17 protein-coding genes are annotated in these 18,050 nt (G+C 63.4%); 14 read left to right on the top strand and 3 right to left on the bottom strand.

The annotated features are described in order from the left end of the window. Positions 1-177: 177 nt before the first annotated feature. From asd to accD, 8 genes are all read left to right on the top strand, one after another. Positions 178-1,299 (top strand): aspartate-semialdehyde dehydrogenase, encoded by a 1,122-nt coding sequence (gene asd, locus DLM46_RS24765; protein WP_115104877.1) that lies wholly within the window; start codon positions 178-180, stop codon positions 1,297-1,299. A 140-nt stretch (positions 1,300-1,439) separates the two neighbouring features. Beyond that, positions 1,440-3,983 carry a motility hub landmark protein FimV gene (locus tag DLM46_RS24760; RefSeq protein WP_115104875.1) on the top strand — a complete coding sequence of 848 codons (2,544 nt, stop codon included), beginning with the start codon at positions 1,440-1,442 and terminating at the stop codon, positions 3,981-3,983. Beyond that, positions 3,980-4,792: a tRNA pseudouridine(38-40) synthase TruA gene (gene truA / locus DLM46_RS24755; RefSeq protein WP_115104873.1), complete on the top strand. Its 813-nt coding sequence runs from the start codon at positions 3,980-3,982 to the stop codon at positions 4,790-4,792. Before DLM46_RS24760 ends, truA begins: the two co-directional genes overlap by 4 nt. Then, positions 4,789-5,502, top strand: coding sequence for a phosphoribosylanthranilate isomerase (locus DLM46_RS24750; protein WP_115104870.1), 714 nt, complete (start codon positions 4,789-4,791; stop codon positions 5,500-5,502). The genes truA and DLM46_RS24750 overlap by 4 nt, the downstream gene beginning before the upstream one ends. A gap of 60 nt (positions 5,503-5,562) precedes the next feature. Continuing rightward, positions 5,563-6,756: a tryptophan synthase subunit beta gene (gene trpB, locus DLM46_RS24745; RefSeq protein WP_115104868.1), complete on the top strand. Its 1,194-nt coding sequence runs from the start codon at positions 5,563-5,565 to the stop codon at positions 6,754-6,756. Positions 6,757-6,767: 11 nt separating this feature from the next. Further along, complete coding sequence (locus DLM46_RS24740) at positions 6,768-7,676, top strand: DNA-methyltransferase (protein WP_115104865.1); 909 nt, start codon at positions 6,768-6,770, stop codon at positions 7,674-7,676. Positions 7,677-7,711: 35 nt separating this feature from the next. After that, positions 7,712-8,524: a tryptophan synthase subunit alpha gene (trpA, locus tag DLM46_RS24735; RefSeq protein WP_115104863.1), complete on the top strand. Its 813-nt coding sequence runs from the start codon at positions 7,712-7,714 to the stop codon at positions 8,522-8,524. 81 nt (positions 8,525-8,605) lie between these two features. Further along, a complete protein-coding gene (gene accD / locus DLM46_RS24730; protein WP_115104860.1) occupies positions 8,606-9,478 on the top strand; it encodes an acetyl-CoA carboxylase, carboxyltransferase subunit beta in 873 nt (290 codons plus the stop codon). Positions 9,479-9,550: 72 nt separating this feature from the next. Here the strand turns inward: accD and DLM46_RS24725 are convergent, their stop codons facing one another. Continuing rightward, the gene (locus DLM46_RS24725) at positions 9,551-9,805 is read right to left on the bottom strand and encodes a hypothetical protein (protein WP_133300372.1); all 255 of its coding nucleotides are present in this window, start codon (positions 9,803-9,805) and stop codon (positions 9,551-9,553) included. A 25-nt stretch (positions 9,806-9,830) separates the two neighbouring features. Between DLM46_RS24725 and folC the strand changes: the two genes are divergently transcribed. The 5 genes from folC (at position 9,831) to DLM46_RS24700 (ending at position 15,739) form a co-directional block, all read left to right on the top strand. Further along, positions 9,831-11,141 carry a bifunctional tetrahydrofolate synthase/dihydrofolate synthase gene (folC, locus tag DLM46_RS24720; RefSeq protein WP_115104856.1) on the top strand — a complete coding sequence of 437 codons (1,311 nt, stop codon included), beginning with the start codon at positions 9,831-9,833 and terminating at the stop codon, positions 11,139-11,141. A gap of 29 nt (positions 11,142-11,170) precedes the next feature. After that, entirely contained in the window at positions 11,171-12,091 is a 921-nt protein-coding gene (locus tag DLM46_RS24715; RefSeq protein WP_115104854.1) for an SPOR domain-containing protein, read from the top strand. A 7-nt stretch (positions 12,092-12,098) separates the two neighbouring features. After that, positions 12,099-12,593, top strand: a complete 495-nt coding sequence (locus tag DLM46_RS24710; RefSeq protein WP_115104851.1) for a CvpA family protein — start codon at positions 12,099-12,101, stop codon at positions 12,591-12,593. Between the two features lie 116 nt (positions 12,594-12,709). After that, positions 12,710-14,260, top strand: a complete 1,551-nt coding sequence (purF, locus tag DLM46_RS24705; protein WP_115104849.1) for an amidophosphoribosyltransferase — start codon at positions 12,710-12,712, stop codon at positions 14,258-14,260. Positions 14,261-14,548: 288 nt separating this feature from the next. Continuing rightward, positions 14,549-15,739, top strand: coding sequence for an O-succinylhomoserine sulfhydrylase (locus DLM46_RS24700; protein ID WP_115104846.1), 1,191 nt, complete (start codon positions 14,549-14,551; stop codon positions 15,737-15,739). 128 nt (positions 15,740-15,867) lie between these two features. Here DLM46_RS24700 and DLM46_RS24695 read toward each other — a convergent pair whose 3' ends face one another. Together DLM46_RS24695 and DLM46_RS24690 are read right to left on the bottom strand one after the other, a co-directional pair. Continuing rightward, positions 15,868-16,647, bottom strand: a complete 780-nt coding sequence (locus DLM46_RS24695; RefSeq protein WP_115104843.1) for an AraC family transcriptional regulator — start codon at positions 16,645-16,647, stop codon at positions 15,868-15,870. Between the two features lie 32 nt (positions 16,648-16,679). Further along, the gene (locus DLM46_RS24690) at positions 16,680-17,021 is read right to left on the bottom strand and encodes an FKBP-type peptidyl-prolyl cis-trans isomerase (protein ID WP_006047612.1); all 342 of its coding nucleotides are present in this window, start codon (positions 17,019-17,021) and stop codon (positions 16,680-16,682) included. Between the two features lie 184 nt (positions 17,022-17,205). On the opposite strand from DLM46_RS24690, the gene DLM46_RS24685 reads away from it, so the two are divergent. Further along, positions 17,206-18,012 carry a sensor histidine kinase gene (locus DLM46_RS24685; protein WP_115104840.1) on the top strand — a complete coding sequence of 269 codons (807 nt, stop codon included), beginning with the start codon at positions 17,206-17,208 and terminating at the stop codon, positions 18,010-18,012. Positions 18,013-18,050 lie beyond the last annotated feature (38 nt).

The raw sequence follows: 18,050 nt of genomic DNA, 5'->3' as shown, positions 1-18,050 counted from the left end.
TCGATTTCTAACCAGCACGGCAAAACGGCCCGTGTGGTTGCGTTCGCCATTACCACCAAAACGATTACCCCGAAAACGATCACGAAACGCTGATCGTCCGTCGTGTCCGCTCGTCTTCCCCGCGCGGTCACTGCGGGCAAAGATGCGGGGAAGTTTCCACTCGAAGGGTATGAAGTCATGAACGTAGGTCTCGTAGGTTGGCGCGGCATGGTCGGCAGCGTCCTGATGCAACGTATGCAGCAGGAAGGCGATTTCGACTTGATCGAACCGGTGTTTTTCAGCACCAGCAATGCGGGCGGCAACGCGCCGTCGTTCGCCAAAAACGAGACCAAGCTCAAGGATGCGACAAGCATCGAAGACCTGAAGAAGTGTGAAGCGATCATCTCCTGCCAGGGCGGCGATTACACCAATGAAGTGTTCCCGAAGCTGCGCGCAGCGGGCTGGAACGGCTATTGGATCGACGCGGCTTCGTCGCTGCGCATGAAAGACGATGCAGTCATCATCCTTGATCCGGTCAACCTCGACGTGATCAAGAATGCGCTGGTCAAGGGCCAGAAGAATTTCATCGGCGGCAACTGCACGGTCAGCCTGATGCTGATGGCGTTGGGCGGCCTGTTCCGCGAAAACCTCGTCGACTGGATGACGGCCATGACGTATCAGGCCGCATCGGGCGCGGGCGCGCAAAACATGCGCGAGCTGCTGCAGCAAATGGGCACGCTGTACGGCGCGGCCAAGGAAGATCTGGCGGATCCGTCGTCGGCGATTCTCGACATCGACCGCCGCGTGCTGAACGCAATGAACAGCGACCGCATGCCGACCGACAACTTCGGCGTACCGCTCGCCGGCTCGCTGATTCCGTGGATCGACAAGGATCTCGGCAACGGTATGTCGAAGGAAGAGTGGAAGGGTGGCGCGGAAACCAACAAGATTCTCGGCAAGCCGGCCATGGGCACGCCGGGTTCGATTCCGGTGGACGGCCTGTGCGTGCGGATCGGCGCCATGCGCTGCCACTCGCAGGCGCTGACCATCAAGCTGAACAAGGACGTGCCGCTGGACGAAGTGAACAGCATCCTTGCGTCGGGCAATGACTGGGTCAAGGTGGTGCCGAACGAACGCGAAGCGTCGATGCGTGATCTGTCCCCGGCGGTGGTCACGGGCACGCTGACGGTGCCGGTCGGCCGGGTGCGCAAGCTGGCAATGGGCGGCGAATATCTGTCGGCCTTCACGGTCGGCGATCAGCTGCTGTGGGGCGCGGCCGAACCGCTGCGTCGCATGCTTCGCATTGTGCTCGACAAGTAAAGTAAACTACGCGCTCACGACGCGTAGAAAACTCAAAAAGCGTCGCGTTTCTCGCGACGCTTTTTTCATTGTGTGCCCCGATTATCTTGTCTCTTTCCAACCGCAAACAAGGGCTGCGCGCTGATGCGCCAGGAGTCCCGATGAACCTTCGACTCTCGTCCCTTCGGGCTATGTTCATTCATCACGGTGCAGGCCGCCTGGCGGCTGCGGCCGCTTTGGCGTTTGCGCTGGCTGGCGCCGTTGTCGGCGCAGGCAGCGCTGTAGCCGCCACGGTCGATGCCGCGAGCGCGCCGCAGGGCGCGTCGGCCGCCACGGCCACGTCATATGCCGCAGGCAGTCAATACACGGTTCGGCCAGGGCAGTCGCTGAACGACGTCGCGATTGCCGTCACGCAATCGCACGACCGGGCGACGCTCGCTCGAGCGTCGCGCGCGTTGTTCGACGCGAATCCGAACGCTTTCATGAGCCATGACCCGAGCCGGATGCGGATGGGTGCCGTGCTGACCGTGCCGGCGCTGGACGCGTCCGGAGCCCTGGTGGCTGCGTCGGCGAGTGTGGGGTCCGCGGCTGTGGCCGCATCCGCTCCTGCGGCGGCGCCGGTCTCCGCGTCGAGCGCCGCGACGGCGGTTGGTGCAGCGAGTGGCGTAGCACAGGTCAATGCCGCCGCAGCGAGTGCGGCAAGTGCCGCGGCTCGCGTTGCGGCCCCGGCGACGCCCGTGGTGACGGGCGCGGCCGGCGCGGCGTCTCAGACAAACGGCGCGATGGCGGGTGCGAGCGGAGTGTCTGCGGGCGGTGCAGCTGTGGCGGGTGCGGCTTCGTCTGTAGCGCTGACAGCGGGTGCGTCGGCGACCGCCTCGTCCGCCTTGCCGGGCAGCGGCGCACATGCATGGTCCGGGTCGATCCAGGCTTCCGCCAGCGAGTCGGCTGAAGGAGCTTCGGCGCTCGCTGCGCCGGCGTCGAGCGCCGCTCAGCCGGCTTCGCAGGCGCACACCCAGGTGTCCAGCCTGCAGCAACTGCTTGCGCTGAAAAACCGTGTGCTGATGGAACTGCAGAAGCACGGCATCGGCGGTTCGACGAAAGCGACGGGCACTGCGTCGACTGGTATGCAGCCGCCGGTGGGGGCGTCGTCCGCAGCGGCGGTTGCCGGCCATAGTGGTGCGGCGATTTCCACGTCGAACGAATCTGGAATTTCGCAAGCGAATTTGAGCGTGGCGGCGGCGGTTGGCGCGGCGTTGGTGGCGTTGCTGGCGGCTTTGCGTCTGCGTCGCCGCAAGCGCGAGAGGATTGCGGCGACTGACGCTGCGCCTACGGATGAGGTGACGGCGTCGGAGCGAGCCGCCGGTGCGCAGGAGATCGTTTCGACGCATGAGCAGAGCCCCGTGAGCGAACCGACAGATGTGAGCGACGACGTTGTGACGCTGGGCGCGGCGGCACTGGCGGCGGAGCGTGAGGCGGAACAGCGTCGAGTAGCAGCGAGCGAGAGTGAAGCGGCGGAACGTCAGGCGGCGGCGCGTGCAGAGGCAGAGCGTGCAGAGGCAGAGCGTGCAGAGGCAGAGCGTGCAGAGGCAGAGAGTGCAGCAGCGGAACGTGAAGCGGCCCAACGCGAAGCAGCAGCACATGGAGCAGCAGAACGCGAAGCAGCGGCCCACCAACCCGACACGACCAGCACCCCGTTAGCGGCGCAGGAGTTCACCGCGTCTGAGCATCCTTGGCAAGACGGCCGCTCAGCGCCTGTCCTCGCCGAGCCAGCGCAACCGACCCCCGACGTCTTGCCAGCCGCTCACAGCGACTTCACCTCCGAACCAGTTCCACCGGCCCATCACGAAAACTTCGACGGTGCGACCACGGCCGCGAGTCTTGCAGCCGCTGCCGAACTCGGCGCCGAAGCGCTGCCGGCGACGCCGCTCGAACCGGTCAGCGAGGTCTTGCGTCAAGAGCAGCCGCTCCATCGTCTGCAATGGGAAGACAAGCTGCCGGCGCCGCTCACGCAGCCGCACGACGATCCGCATGCACCGCAGCCGGCAATCGATCTCACGCAGCAGCCCGTCGAGCCGTACGCGACTTCACCGTCCGGTCAGCCGTCCAGCGACGCGTCGGCGCATCCAGCAGCCGCAACGCCGTTCCCGCAACAGGACGCATCGCCAGCAACCGCGCCACACTTCGAGCCGGCTCCCGTCACGCAAGCTCAGCCTGCGCCGACCGCGCTGACCGAATTCCCGCGCGACGCCGTCGACGCCTTCGGCAGTCTCAACATGCCCTTGCCGCCGCGCGTCGAATCAACCGCTGGCGCTGAGAACGACGACGCGCACGCGCTGCAGCCGCTTTTGCCCCCGGAAACCAGCGCGCCTCACGACCCGGACGACGCCCGGCCTATCACCGATGAAATCGCTTCCGGCGTCGCAGGCCCCGCGACGCTCGCGGGTCTGGGCGCGGCTGGTTTTGGCGCGCTGAAGCTCGATTTCGACCTCGAACTGCCGCCGAGCCCCGCTCTGCCGCTGCCGGCCTTCACGCAGGCCGATCTCGCACGCATTGCCCGCAACAAGCTCGATCTGGCCGCCGAATATATCGACCTCGGCGATTTGTCGGGTGCGCGCGCGCTTATCAACGAAGTGATCGAAGCGAACGATCCGGCTACGCGCACCGAAGCCCGCGCGTTGCTCTCCACGCTCGCGCCGTTGTCGTGAAGCGTATCGCTTTAGGGGTTCAGTACGACGGCTCGGCATTCTGCGGTTGGCAGTCGCAGCCGCACGGCAAGACGGTGCAGGACGAGCTCGAACGGGCGCTTCGCGAGTTCGCGCAGACGAAGGTGCAAACGGTCGTCGCGGGTCGTACGGATACGGGCGTGCACGGTCTTGGCCAGGTCGTGCATTTCGATACCGAACTCGATCGCGCGGATTTTTCGTGGATTCGCGGCACCAACGCGTTTCTGCCGAAAACCATCGCGGTGCAATGGGCCAAGCCGATGCCCGACGAGTTCCACGCGCGCTTCTCGGCATTCGAACGAACCTACTACTATGTGCTGTACGTCAACCCGGTGCGCTCGCCGATGCTGGACACGCGCGCCGGTTGGGTGCACACGCCGCTCGATGTCGACGCGATGCGCACGGCGGCCGCCTATCTGATCGGCGAGCACGACTTTTCGTCGTTCCGTTCGTCGGATTGCCAGGCGAAGACTCCCGTCAAGCATCTGTACCAGATCGATATCCGGCAACAGGGCGACTTCATCCATTTGCGCTTTCGGGCGAATGCGTTCCTGCATCATATGGTGCGCAACCTGATGGGCTGTCTCGTGTCCATAGGCCGCGGCCGGCATCCGGCCGAATGGATGGCCGAGGTCCTCGCCAGCCGCAATCGTGAATGCGCCGCGCCGACTTTCATGCCGGACGGCCTGTACCTCGCGCAGGTGGGCTATCCTGAGCAATTCGCCGTGCCCGCGCCGAAGACCGGCAGCGTGCCGTGGAATACCGTATGGACCGAGCAAGCGCAATCATGAAATCAACCGAGAAACTGGCGGCCGAAGCCCATTCCAACGCGCAGCAGCAAGCCGCGCCGCGCCGTACGCGCATCAAGCTTTGCGGCCTGTCGAAGCCTGAAGACGTAGCGCACGCGATCGATCTCGGCGCCGACGCGATCGGCCTCGTGTTCTATCCGCCCAGCCCGCGCTCCGTCAGCGTGGCGCAGGCGGTCGAGCTGGTGCACGACGTGCCGCCGTTCGTATCGGTAGTCGGTTTGTTCGTCAACGCGACGCCGGACTGGATCCGCGAAGTTGCAAGCAATGTCGGGCTTACGCTGCTGCAGTTCCACGGCGACGAGACCGCGGACCAGTGCGAATTGCTCGCCAGCCTTGCGGGTTTGCCTTGGTTGCGCGCGCTACGCATCGCGGCGGATACTCAGCCCGCTGATTTGGTAAAATCAGCGCTTAACTATTCAGCAGCCAGCGGCCTCCTGTTCGACACCCATGTCGAAGGCTATGGCGGTGGCGGGAAGGTTTTCGATTGGTCACTTATTCCAGCAGAGCTCGCGCGTCGGGCCGTTTTGAGTGGTGGGTTGAACGCGCAAAACGTCAGTGACGCGATCCATCGCGTGCGCCCGTACGCGGTCGATGTCTCGAGCGGCATCGAAGTGTCGGGTGCCAAGGGCGTGAAGGATCACGCCCGGATGGCGGCGTTTGTACGCGCAGTGCGCGCAGCGGACGCCGAATGATTCTGGCGGCGCGGTTTTCTCGCATGAACGCCGCGCGCCACACTGAGAAGAGTGATCGTTATGTATAACTTGCCTGATGAAAGAGGCCATTTCGGCCAATATGGCGGCGTGTTCGTCGCTGAAACGCTGATTCACGCGCTCGACGAGTTGCGCGCTGCGTACGAGAAATACAAAAAAGACCCTGAATTCGTCGCGGAATACGAGCGCGAGCTGAAGTATTTCGTCGGCCGTCCGTCGCCGATTTATCACGCACAACGCTGGAGCGAACTGCTCGGCGGCGCGCAGGTTTTCCTGAAGCGCGAAGACCTGAATCACACCGGCGCTCATAAAGTCAATAACGTGATTGGCCAGGCGCTGCTCGCCAAGCGTATGGGCAAACCGCGTGTGATCGCCGAAACCGGTGCGGGGCAGCACGGTGTCGCGACCGCGACCATCGCGGCGCGCTTCGGCATGGAGTGCGTCGTCTACATGGGCGCCGAAGACGTCCGTCGTCAGGCTGCCAACGTGTACCGGATGAAGCTGCTCGGCGCGACCGTCGTGCCGGTCGAATCCGGCTCGCGCACGCTGAAGGACGCGCTCAACGAAGCAATGCGCGACTGGGTCACGAACGTCGAAAATACTTTCTACATCATCGGCACGGTGGCAGGGCCGCATCCTTATCCGATGATGGTGCGCGATTTCCAGCGTGTGATCGGCGACGAATGCAAGGTGCAGATGCCGGAACTGGTCGGCCGCCAGCCAGATGCCGTGATCGCGTGCGTTGGCGGCGGTTCGAACGCAATGGGTATCTTTTACCCGTACATTGACGACGCTTCGGTGCAGTTGATCGGCGTCGAAGCGGCAGGTGACGGCATCGAATCGGGCCGCCATGCGGCGTCGCTGATCGGCGGCAGCCCGGGCGTGCTGCACGGCAACCGGACTTATCTCCTGCAAGACGAGAACGGCCAGATCATCGAGACTCATTCGGTGTCGGCAGGCCTCGACTACCCGGGCGTGGGCCCTGAGCATGCGTGGCTAAAAGACAGCAAGCGCGCGCAATATGTCGGCATCACCGACGAAGAAGCGCTCAAAGCCTTCCACGACTGCTGCCGCATCGAAGGCATCATTCCGGCATTGGAATCCAGCCATGCGCTGGCCTATGCCGCGAAACTCGCGCCCACGTTGCCGAAGGATAAATACCTTCTGGTCAATCTGTCGGGCCGCGGCGACAAGGACATGCACACGGTCGCTGAGCGATCGGGTATCCAGTTCTGAGCGCCGCGACGATGCGCGACGAGTTCGACGAGCCTCAGCCTGCGGTTGAAGCCAACCCGGCTGCCGGTGCAATGGCGGCCGCGGCGCCTGCATCCTTGTTGCCGCAGGTGCCTGCCGGCATCCAGCTGTTGAACCGCGATTTTCTGACCGATGTAGCGAACATCCCCGACGGGTCGATCGACTTGATCCTGTGCGATCCGCCTTACGGACTCGGCAAGGATTACGGAAACGACTCCGACATGCGTTCAGGCGACGATTTTCTCGCCTGGACGCGGGGTTGGCTCGAGCTGGCCATTCCGAAGCTCAAGCCGTCGGGTTCGCTGTATATCTTCTGCACGTGGCAGTACGCGCCGGAAATCTTCTGTTTCCTGAAGACAAAGCTCACGATGGTCAACGAGATCATCTGGGACCGGCGGGTGCCGAGCATGGGCGGAACGACGCGCCGGTTCACGTCGGTGCACGACAACATCGGTTTTTTCGCGGTATCGAAGGATTACTACTTCGATCTCGATCCCGTCCGCATCCCGTACGATGCCGTGACGAAGAAGGCGCGTTCGCGTAAGTTGTTCGAGGGCAGCAAGTGGTTGGAGCTTGGCTATAATCCCAAGGATGTCTGGTCGGTGTCCCGGCTGCATCGGCAACACGCCGAACGCGTCGATCATCCGACCCAGAAGCCTCTGGAAATTGTCGAGCGCATGGTGCTGGCAAGTTGTCCGAAGGGCGGGCGCGTGCTCGACCCCTTCATGGGCAGCGGCACCACTGCAGTCGCTTGCGCGCGTCAGCAACGCGAATTCGTCGGCTATGAGATCAATGAAAGTTACTGCGCGATAGCGCGCGAACGCGTGAGCGCGGCCGCGGCAACTCCCGCTGCTCCCCGGCCGCATGCAGCCGAAACCGAACGGCAAACCGAGGCGCAATAAGCGAGCGCGCAGTAGCCTAAATCCGAGAATATTCCATGTCCCGTATCAAGAACACATTCGACGCGCTGTCCGCGCAGGGTAAGAAAGGCCTGATCCCGTTCATGACGGCCGGCGATCCCGATCCGGCGCGCACGGTCGAATTCATGCACGCGCTCGCTGCCGGCGGCGCAGACGTGATCGAACTTGGCGTGCCGTTTTCCGACCCGATGGCTGATGGTCCGGTAATTCAACAATCGTCGGAGCGCGCGTTGGCGCAGGGGGTGTCGCTGCGCCACGTCATCGCCGACGTGAAGCGCTTCCGCGAAACCGACGACAAAACCCCGGTCGTGCTGATGGGTTACGCCAATCCGATTGAACGGATGGGCACCGAAGCGTTTGCCAAGGCCGCGAAGGAAGCGGGCGTAGATGGCGTGCTGGTGGTCGATTATCCGCCGGAAGAATGCGCAAACTTCGCCGAACAGATGCGATCTGCAGACATCGATCCGATATTTTTGCTTGCGCCCACCTCCACCGATGAGCGCATCGCGGAAGTCGGCAAGATCGCCAGCGGCTACGTCTATTATGTGTCGCTCAAAGGGGTGACCGGAGCGGCAAATCTGGACGTTTCCAGCATCGCGGGTAAAATCCCGGGCATCAAGTCGCGCGTCCCCCTGCCGGTGGGTGTCGGTTTCGGCATCCGTGACGCGCAAACGGCGCGTGCGGTGGCCGAAGTGTCCGATGCCGTCGTGATCGGCAGCCGTATCGTGCAATTGCTCGAACAAGCCGCACCCGACACCGCTGCCGAAACGCTCACGCGTTTCGTCGCCGAAGTGCGCGAGGCGCTCGACAGCGTCGCGACTGCCCGATAACAGTTATTTTTGTCGTCAGTAGTGTGAACGGCGGGTTCGTCCCGCCGTTTGCGCAACCGTAGACCCCGAGAAGGATTCAATATGAGCTGGCTCGATAAGCTGCTGCCGCCGAAAATCAAGCAAACCGACCCGAAGAGCCGCAAGGGGATTCCAGAAGGCTTGTGGATCAAGTGCCCGTCGTGCGAAGCGGTGCTGTATCGCAATGACGTCGAGGCCAATCTGCATGTTTGCCCGAAATGCGACCATCATATGCGCATCGGCGCGCGTGAACGGCTCGACGGCCTGCTCGATCCTGAAGGCCGCTATGAAATCGGCCAGGAAATTGTGCCCGTCGACGCGCTTAAGTTCAAAGACAGCCGCAAGTACCCGGATCGCCTGAAAGAGGCGATGGACGACACCGACGAAACCGACGCAATGGTCGTGATGGGCGGTGCAATCCATACGCTGCCGGTGGTGGTCGCGTGCTTCGAGTTCTCGTTCATGGGCGGCTCGATGGGTTCGGTGGTCGGCGAGCGTTTCGTGCGCGGCGCGCAGAACGCGCTGGAACAGCAAGTGCCGTTCATCTGCTTCACCGCTTCGGGCGGCGCGCGGATGCAGGAAAGCTTGCTGTCGCTGATGCAAATGGCCAAGACCACGGCCATGCTGACTAAACTGGCCGAAGCCAGGCTGCCGTTCATCTCCGTGCTGACTGACCCGACCATGGGCGGCGTGTCAGCGAGTTTCGCCTTCCTCGGCGACGTGGTGATCGCGGAGCCGAAGGCGCTGATCGGCTTTGCCGGTCCGCGCGTGATCGAACAAACCGTGCGCGAAAAACTGCCGGAAGGCTTCCAGCGCGCCGAGTTCCTGCTGACGAAGGGCGCGATCGACATGATCGTCGACCGCCGCAAGCTGCGCGAAGAACTCGCGCAATTGATGGCGCTGCTGAGCCGCCAGCCGGCTGACGCCGTCGCGTAAGGCCGTCACGTAAGCCGTGGGTGCGTGAGCTGCCGTTGAGTGACCACCGTCGAGTGGCAATAAGCAGCGGCATCAATCTGTTCGGGCATTAATCAGCGCCGCGCTCCCGAAGCGCTGCGGCAGTAAGACAAGCAGCAAAAAATAGCGCGCCGCGAGAGTCACCATGCGGCGCGCTGTCATTTCCGGGATAATCACGGTCTCGTGACGCAGCGCTGCCCGGCCCAGTTTTCGCGCATAAAGTCCGCGGCGGACCCCGACAGCGTCGTCGCAGCAGCGCACCGAATCGGCGGCCCCGCGCATATTCGCCACACTGCCTAACCGATCCACTCGCAATTCATTCGCGATTCACCCGATGACCACATTCTCTACCCTCGACGCGTGGCTCACGCACCTCGAATCCGCGCATCCGGTCGGCATCGACATGGGTTTGGATCGCATCTCCAAGGTACGCGACGCGATGCAGTTGTCGTTTGCGTGCCCGATCATCACGGTCGGCGGCACGAACGGCAAGGGTTCCACCTGCGCGATCCTCGAATCGATTTTGCTGCGCGCCGGCTTTACGGTCGGCTGCCACACGTCGCCGCATCTGTTGTCGTTCAACGAGCGGGCGCGCGTGAATGGCGCAATGGCGAGCGACGCCGATCTGCTCCCGCATTTCGAAGCGGTGGAAGCTGCGCGCCTGAGCCTCGCCGAACCGGTTACGCTAACGTACTTCGAATTCACGACGCTGGCGATCATGAGCCTGTTCGCTTCGCGCGGACTGGATGCGGTAATTTTCGAGGTGGGTCTGGGCGGCCGGCTGGACGCAGTCAATATCCTCGACACGGACTGCGCGATCATTACCAGCATCGATATCGATCACACGGATTACCTTGGCGACACGCGCGAAAAAATCGCCTTCGAAAAGGCTGGCATTTTCCGTGCGGGCAAGCCGGCGATCTGCGCCGACCCGGTGCCGCCGCAAACGCTGATCGATCACGCCGAACAGATCGGCGCCGAACTGTGGCTGTTCGGACGCGATTTCCGCTACGAAGGGCAGGCGGGCAGCGAGCGCCAGCAATGGAGCTACGTGGGCCCGACAATGCGCCGTTCGGCGCTCGCCTATCCGGCGCTGCGTGGTGCGAACCAGTTGATCAACACGTCGGCGGCGCTTGCCGCGCTTGAAGCGCTGCGCGACCGTTTGCCGGTCTCGGCGCAAGACATTCGGCTCGGCCTTGCCAATGTCGAATTGCCGGGACGTTTTCAGGTTCTGCCCGGCAAGCCGGCCATTGTGCTCGATGTCGGCCACAATCCGCACGCAGCGGCGGTGCTCACGCAAAACCTCGGCAATATGGGCTTTTTCCCGTACACGTATGCGGTGTTCGGCGCGATGCGCGACAAGGACATTGCCGGCGTACTGGCGCATCTGAAAGGCGAAATCGACCACTGGTGCGTGACCGATTTGCCGACTCCGCGTGCCGCTTCCGCTGAAGAGCTCGAAGCCGCGTTGCGCGAGCAGGGCGTGAGCGATGGCGCCGATAGCAGCGTGATGCGCTACGCAACGCCGGCCGAAGCTTTTCAAGACGCCCTAAAACGAGCGTCGGAGAATGATAGAATCGTGGTTTTCGGCAGTTTCTATACGGTAGCAGGCGTCATGGCCTACCGTAAATCGCAGCAACACTGAACGGGCGCCAGCCTCGAACCAAGCGATTCATGGGAATTTTCTCGTTCGGCAAGAAAGACGACACGCCCGGTCGGCGTGGCGCAAACACCAGTTCCACTCGTGCCGCCCGTGGCGAACGCGTGGAGCGGCGAACCCGCCGCACGGAGCGCGCCGTGGACGCCGATGCGATGCTGCTCGACCCTACGTTGCCTGAAAAGCAGCGTGCGCGGCGCCGGCTTGTCGGCGCGATCGCGCTGGTCGTGGCAGCGGTAGTCGTCCTGCCCATGGTGCTCGACTCGCATCCCAAGCCCGTCACCGACGACATCTCCATCGACATCCCGAGCCGCCCCGCGCCGAAGGCCCACAAGGTCGACGAAGACACGCAGGCCGGCGTAGCACCTGACAATCCGGCGCCCGACGCGGCTCTCGCCGCTTCCGGCCTTACGCCGGCGGCACCGGCAACGACAGCTGCGCAAGGTCAGTCCGATTCCGCCAAGCAGCAGAGCGCAGCCGTGAGCGCAGCGCCGGCAGCCAAGCCTGCGGCGAAACCACAAGTGCCGGCCGTCGCAGCCAATACCGCGCCCGTGGCTGTGGCCCCGACACCAGCCAAACCAGCGAAACCGCAGACTACGCATAGCGCCGCGAACGTTCCGGCTCCGAGCGAAGACAGCACCACCAGCAACGCCGCGAGTGCGGACGCCGATTCCGGCACGCCAGCGTCGCCGCCGGGCAGCCGCTTCGCTGTGCAACTCGGCGTGTTTCCGGACGATGCCGCTGCGCGAAATTGGGCCACCAAGTTGAAGGCGGCGGGAGTGCCCGCATATACCGAACGTCGGAAGCAGGCAGACGGCACGACCCGCACGCTATTGCGCGCCGGCCCGTTCGCCGACCGTGCAGCGGCCTCCGCCGCGATTGCGAAAGTTCGCGAGGCCGGCTTGACGTCGGGCGCGAACAGCACCGCTGCACAGTAAGCGAGCGATGTTCACTGCATTCGACTACGCTGTAATGGCGGTGATCGGTTTGTCGGCTTTGCGTGGCACGTGGCGCGGCTTCTTGTCCGAGGTATTCGGGCTGATTGGCTGGATCGCGGCGTTTTTCATTGCTTGCCGCTTCGTCGGTTATGTCGTGCCGTTTATTCCCGCCACGTGGCCGGGCGGCGCGTTGACCCAATGGCTGCTGGCGTTCGCGCTGGTGGCGATCGGTGTAGTGCTGGTGGCGAGCGTGCTGAATGCGCTGCTGAGCCGCATCGTGCAGGCAACGGGTTTGAGCGGCGTGGACCGCTCGCTTGGTTTGATGTTCGGCCTCGTGCGCGGGGTCGTTCTGGTGCTGATTCTGGTCGCTCTTGCAGGCTTGACCGAACTGCCCCAACAGGAATTCTGGCGCAACGCCCTGCTTCGGCCCTACGCGGTCGACGGCGTGCACGTCATGAAACCGCTGCTTCCCGAGACGCTCGCCGCCTACGTCCATGTGTGACGATCAGGCGGGTGATCAGAGGAAGCCCGCAGTACTCCGGCGCAATCCGGCTGCTTTTACGTTCCATAGCAGGCACCGGGCGCCGTTACGAATTTCGTACCTTTGAAGGACATGCCATGTGCGGCATCGTAGGCGTAGTTTCCCATTCTCCGGTCAATCAGCTGATCTATGACAGCCTGCTGCTTCTGCAGCACCGCGGTCAGGACGCCGCCGGCATCGCGACAGCGAACGGCAGCAATTTTCACATGCACAAGGCCAACGGCATGGTGCGCGACGTGTTCCGCACGCGCAACATGCGCAGCCTGCCCGGCACCACCGGTATCGGCCAGGTCCGTTACCCGACCGCCGGTTCCGCGTCGAGCGAAGAAGAAGCCCAGCCGTTCTATGTGAACGCGCCGTTCGGCATCATCCTTGCGCACAACGGCAACCTGACGAACTGGCAGCAGCTGAAAGATGAGATGTTCCGCATCGATCGCCGCCATATCAACACCAATTCCGACACCGAAGTGATGCTCAACGTGCTCGCGCACGAATTGCAGCTGTCCAGTTCGGGCCTGCAACTCGATCCGGCCGCGCTGTTCAAGGCCGTGTCGGGCGTGCATCGCCGGGTGCGGGGTTCGTACGCGATCGTGTCGTTGATCGCCGGTTATGGACTGCTCGGGTTCCGCGACCCCTTCGGTATCCGCCCGCTGTGCCTCGGCAAGCAGGAAACGTCGGAAGGTGTCGAGTGGATCCTGGCGTCGGAATCGGTGGCGATCGAAGGTATTGGCTTCGAGTTCGTGCGCGATGTGGCGCCGGGTGAAGCGATTTTCATCGACCTCGACGGCAATCTGCATTCGCAGCAATGCGCCACGGCCCCGAGCCTGAACCCGTGCATTTTCGAACTCGTGTACCTCGCGCGTCCGGACTCGGTGCTCGACGGCGTGCCGGTCTACAACGTGCGTCTGCGCATGGGCGACTACCTCGCCGAGAAGATCAAGCGCGAACTGCCTGACGTCGCGATCGACGTCGTGATGCCGATTCCCGATTCGTCGCGGCCGGCCGCGATGCAGGTCGCCAAGAAGCTGGGCGTCGAGTATCGCGAAGGCTTCTTCAAGAACCGTTACGTGGGCCGTACCTTCATCATGCCGGGCCAGGCGGTGCGCAAGAAGTCGGTACGCCAGAAGCTGAACGCGATGGGCATCGAGTTCAAGGGCAAGAACGTGCTGATCGTCGATGATTCGATCGTGCGCGGCACCACCTCGCATGAAATCGTGCAGATGGCGCGCGACGCGGGCGCGAACAAGGTGATCTTCGCCTCGGCGGCGCCGCCGGTGAAATTCCCGAACGTCTACGGTATCGACATGCCGACGCGCGGTGAACTTGTCGCCCACGGCCGCACCGACGAAGAAGTCGCGCGCTTGATCGGCGCCGACCATCTCGTTTATCAGGACGTCGATGCGTTGAAGCAGGCGGTGCGCGACATCAATCCGGCGCTGAAGGAGTTCGAAGCCTCGTGCTTCGACGGGAACTACATCACCGGCGATGTCACCACGGAGTACCTCGACCGCATCGAAACCGCGCGCCTTGCGCCGTCCGCACAATCGGACCGCGACGCCGCGAGCGAAGCGATCGACGGCGGGGCGCCTGCGCGTTCGCAACTGCATCTGCAGCTGTCGGTAGGTTGAGCGGTCCCGCAACCGGCGTGGCGCGCTGCACGCCACGCCGCGAGCGTGTTAGCATGGCGGCTTGCGTCGATTTGATCTCAGCTTGCGGACGCGGGGCAACCCGAAACAGCTAAAGCGAATGGTGGAAAAGCCGTAGTCATCCGCCTCCGCTCCAGCTTCCCCCGCACATGAAGCCCGCTTATGCCGACGCAAAAGCGGGCTTTTTTGTTGCTGCCGTTCGGCGTTGCGCGCGCTTCTCGCGTGAGCCGCGTTGAACGCAGCCCTGGAACATTGGAAACCAGAACCAACATGGACGACTCCCTGAACTTCGACACACTGGCAGTCCGCTCGGGCACTGTGCGCAGCGACTTCAACGAACATTCGGAAGCGATTTTCCTGACGTCGAGCTTCGTTTTCGCGAACGCCGCCGAAGCCGCCGACCGCTTCAAGAATTCCGAAGACTATTACACCTACTCGCGCTTCACGAACCCGACCGTCTCGATGTTTCAGGACCGTTTGGCCGCGCTCGAAGGTGGCGAGGCATGCATGGCCACGGCCTCGGGGATGGCCGCGATCATGTCGGTGGTGATGTCGGCGTTGCAGGCCGGCGACCATCTGGTCAGCTCGCAAGCGCTGTTCGGTTCGACGCTCGGCATGTTCTCGCAGATCTTCAGCAAGTTCGGCATCACGACCACGTTCGTCGATCCGACCGATCTGGACGCGTGGAAAAACGCCGTGCGCCCCGAGACGAAAATGTTCTTCCTCGAAACGCCGTCGAATCCGCTGACCGAAGTCGCCGATATCGAGGCGATCAGCAAGATCGCGAAGGCGGCCAATGCGCTGTTCGTGGTCGACAACTGTTTCTGTAGCCCGGCCTTGCAGCAGCCGTTGAAGCTCGGAGCGGACGTCGTGATGCATTCGGCCACCAAGTTTCTCGACGGCCAGGGCCGTGTGCTCGGCGGCGCGCTGGTCGGCTCGAAGCAGTTCATCATGGAAAAGGTGTTTCCGTTCGTGCGCAGCGCTGGGCCGACACTGTCGGCGTTCAACGCATGGGTGCTGCTCAAGGGTATGGAAACGTTGTCGCTGCGGGTCGACAGGCAGTCGGCGAACGCACTCGAAATCGCGCGCTGGCTGGAAACGCATCCGGCCGTGAATCGCGTGTTTTATCCGGGGCTCGAATCGCATCCGCAGCACGCACTGGCCATGCGTCAGCAGAAGACGGGCGGCGCGATTCTGTCGTTCGAATTGAAGGGCGAGACGCCTGAGGCCATGCGCGCGAACGCATGGCGCGTGATCGACAGCACGAAGATCTGTTCGATCACCGGCAACCTCGGCGATACGCGTACCACGATCACGCATCCGGCCACGACCACGCACGGACGTGTGACGCCGGAGGCGCGCGCGGCCGCGGGTATCAGCGAAGGGTTGATCCGTCTGGCCGTGGGCCTGGAAAACGCCGGCGATATTCGCGGCGATCTGGAGCGTGGTTTGGCGGGGTAATCGGAGCGTGAAGCAACGGGGCTTGAAGCAACGGAGCGTGAAGCAACGGAGCTTGAAGCAACTGAGCTCGAAGCAGGAAAGCAGGCCGCCTGATCAGGCGGTTCGCCTGAAAAGCTCGCGTTGGAGACTCAGTGTCTCAACGCGCGCCATTGACCGGGCGCCAGCCCGAAACGCCGCGTAAAAGCGTGCGTGTAAGCGCTCTGATCACCGAATCCGATCTCGAACGCGATGTCAGTCAACGAACGGCGCGGATCGGCGAGCAGCGTAATGGACGTATCGAGCCGCAGCCGCTGCAAATAGCGATGCGGCGTTTCGCCGAAGGCTTCGATAAAAAGCTGATGAAAGCGTCGCATGCCGAAGCCGCAATGCGCGGCGAGGTCGGCGATGCGCAGCGGCTCCGACAGATGCGCGCGCAGCCAGCGGTCGATACGCGCGAAATCGAGGCCGGCGCCGGGCGCTTGCGTTCCAGCTGTCGTGCCTGCGTCGGCGACCAACGCCGCACCTAAGCGCGCCGCGGCGTCCCAATGAAAACGCCGGGTATCCAGATCGTCGCCTTGTGCGCCGCCCGTAGCATGCGCCGCAATCCGATGCACGAGCTCCGTGAGCGAGGCATCCACCGTGACAGCACGCGCGCGATCGAACAGACGTTCCGGCACGGCCAGCGAGGCGGCCGGCAGATCCAGCACCAACTGCCGGTTTTCGCCGACACCCGCGTAATCGTGCCGCGCGCCCGCCGGAATGAGCCACGCGGAACCGGCGTCGATGTGTTGCGCGACGCCGTCCACGGCCATTACCATCGCGCCGTCGAGTCCGAGCACGACTTGGTGAAAGTCGTGCACGTCCGACGCTTCGATCGCGCCGTATCGGCGCAACGAAACGCTAGGCGCGGTGATGGCGGCGTGACTCATTGGCAATGCCCGATTGCAAAGCTGCGAAAAACTTAGACGTCGAGCAATTCGACTTCGAACACGAGCGTCGCATTCGGCGGAATCACGCCGCCCGCGCCGCGCACGCCGTAGCCGAGTTGCGGCGGAATCGTCAGCTTGCGCGTGCCGCCGACCTTCATGCCCTGTACGCCTTCATCCCAACCCTTGATGACCATGCCGCCGCCCAGCACGAAGGCGAACGGGTCATTGCGGTCCTTGCTCGAGTCGAACTTCTGGCCATCGGTCAGCCAGCCGGTGTAGTGCACGCTGACAGTCTTGCCGGCGACGGCTTCGGCGCCGGTGCCTTCAACGATGTCTTCATATTTCAGGCCGGATTCGGTAGTCACAGTCGACATGAGTCGCTCCTTAGGTCAAATCGTAAAAACCGACATTGTAGGCGCGTTGGCGCAGCATCGCCGAGGATTGCCGCGCGGCACGCGGTTTGCAGCCACCTTATCCGTCCGGGCGGGGTGGTTGCGCAGGGCATGCCTATAATCAGGTTCTTTCGACAATTCATATACCGGCTGAGAGGGCTCGATCGTGACAACGTCTTCTACCGGAGCCGGCGGCAGTCAGCCGGTTCGTCCCGGCTTCGCCGTATCCGAACGCACCGCGCATCTGCGGGCGGAAACCGCGCTGTTCATGCGCGACCACGTGCTGTCGCTGGTGTCGCACGATCTGCGCAGTCCGCTGAATGCGATTCATAGCTGGGCCTACGTGCTGGAGCGCAAGCTCGATGCGAACGACCCCAACTCGCAGCGCGCCGTGACCGGCATCCGGAATGGCGTGGACCAGCAGGTCAAGCTGCTCGAAACAATCGTCGACGCGACCCGCGCTGAAACCAGATCGCTGGCGCTCGCGTACGAACCGTTTCCGCTGCATCCTTTACTCGACGAAACCGCTGAAGAGGTGCGCTCAGGATTGGCCCGTTCACGCGGCGTCGAGATCGTCGTGAATTCGCAGCTTGATGTGGAGCAACTGAACGGCGATCGGGAGCGCCTTGCCGCCGCCTTGTGGCTGATGCTCACCTTCGCCGTGGAAGCGAGCGCGGAGGGTGCAACCGTCACGCTGGCCGCGCGTGCCGATGCTGCCACGTGGCACGCCACCGTCACCTTCAATGTGACAGCCGCTACGCTGGACGATCCTTCGTTGCCGCATGCGCTTGAAGCATTCGCCCGCAAACAGGCGCGCGAACCGCGTGAAGCCGGGCGGATCGCATGGGTATTCGCGCTGAGCAAGCGTGTCGCGGATGCCCACGGCGGCAGTTTCGAGCAAAGCGAAACGCAAGACGGCGAAGCGGCCACGCTCGCGCTGCATGTGCCGCTCAGTGCGACGGCGACCGCGTGAGCGCCGGCTGTCACATCGTTTTCCAGTCCGCGGCTCAC

The organism is Paraburkholderia lacunae (assembly GCF_003353175.1).
Classification (GTDB): Bacteria; Pseudomonadota; Gammaproteobacteria; order Burkholderiales; family Burkholderiaceae; genus Paraburkholderia; species Paraburkholderia lacunae.
This window is presented reverse-complemented; position numbering and strand designations above follow the sequence as displayed.

What these genes read in the sequence shown, in the direction of transcription:
- asd (WP_115104877.1), top strand. Translation starts at nt 178, where the DNA reads ATGAACGTAGGTCTCGTAGGTTGGCGCGGCATGGTCGGCAGCGTCCTG.
- DLM46_RS24760 (WP_115104875.1), top strand. Translation starts at nt 1,440, where the DNA reads ATGAACCTTCGACTCTCGTCCCTTCGGGCTATGTTCATTCATCACGGT.
- DLM46_RS24750 (WP_115104870.1), top strand. Translation starts at nt 4,789, where the DNA reads ATGAAATCAACCGAGAAACTGGCGGCCGAAGCCCATTCCAACGCGCAG.
- trpB (WP_115104868.1), top strand. Translation starts at nt 5,563, where the DNA reads ATGTATAACTTGCCTGATGAAAGAGGCCATTTCGGCCAATATGGCGGC.
- DLM46_RS24740 (WP_115104865.1), top strand. Translation starts at nt 6,768, where the DNA reads ATGCGCGACGAGTTCGACGAGCCTCAGCCTGCGGTTGAAGCCAACCCG.
- trpA (WP_115104863.1), top strand. Translation starts at nt 7,712, where the DNA reads ATGTCCCGTATCAAGAACACATTCGACGCGCTGTCCGCGCAGGGTAAG.
- accD (WP_115104860.1), top strand. Translation starts at nt 8,606, where the DNA reads ATGAGCTGGCTCGATAAGCTGCTGCCGCCGAAAATCAAGCAAACCGAC.
- folC (WP_115104856.1), top strand. Translation starts at nt 9,831, where the DNA reads ATGACCACATTCTCTACCCTCGACGCGTGGCTCACGCACCTCGAATCC.
- DLM46_RS24715 (WP_115104854.1), top strand. Translation starts at nt 11,171, where the DNA reads ATGGGAATTTTCTCGTTCGGCAAGAAAGACGACACGCCCGGTCGGCGT.
- DLM46_RS24710 (WP_115104851.1), top strand. Translation starts at nt 12,099, where the DNA reads ATGTTCACTGCATTCGACTACGCTGTAATGGCGGTGATCGGTTTGTCG.
- purF (WP_115104849.1), top strand. Translation starts at nt 12,710, where the DNA reads ATGTGCGGCATCGTAGGCGTAGTTTCCCATTCTCCGGTCAATCAGCTG.
- DLM46_RS24700 (WP_115104846.1), top strand. Translation starts at nt 14,549, where the DNA reads ATGGACGACTCCCTGAACTTCGACACACTGGCAGTCCGCTCGGGCACT.
- DLM46_RS24695 (WP_115104843.1), bottom strand. Translation starts at nt 16,647, where the DNA reads ATGAGTCACGCCGCCATCACCGCGCCTAGCGTTTCGTTGCGCCGATAC.
- DLM46_RS24690 (WP_006047612.1), bottom strand. Translation starts at nt 17,021, where the DNA reads ATGTCGACTGTGACTACCGAATCCGGCCTGAAATATGAAGACATCGTT.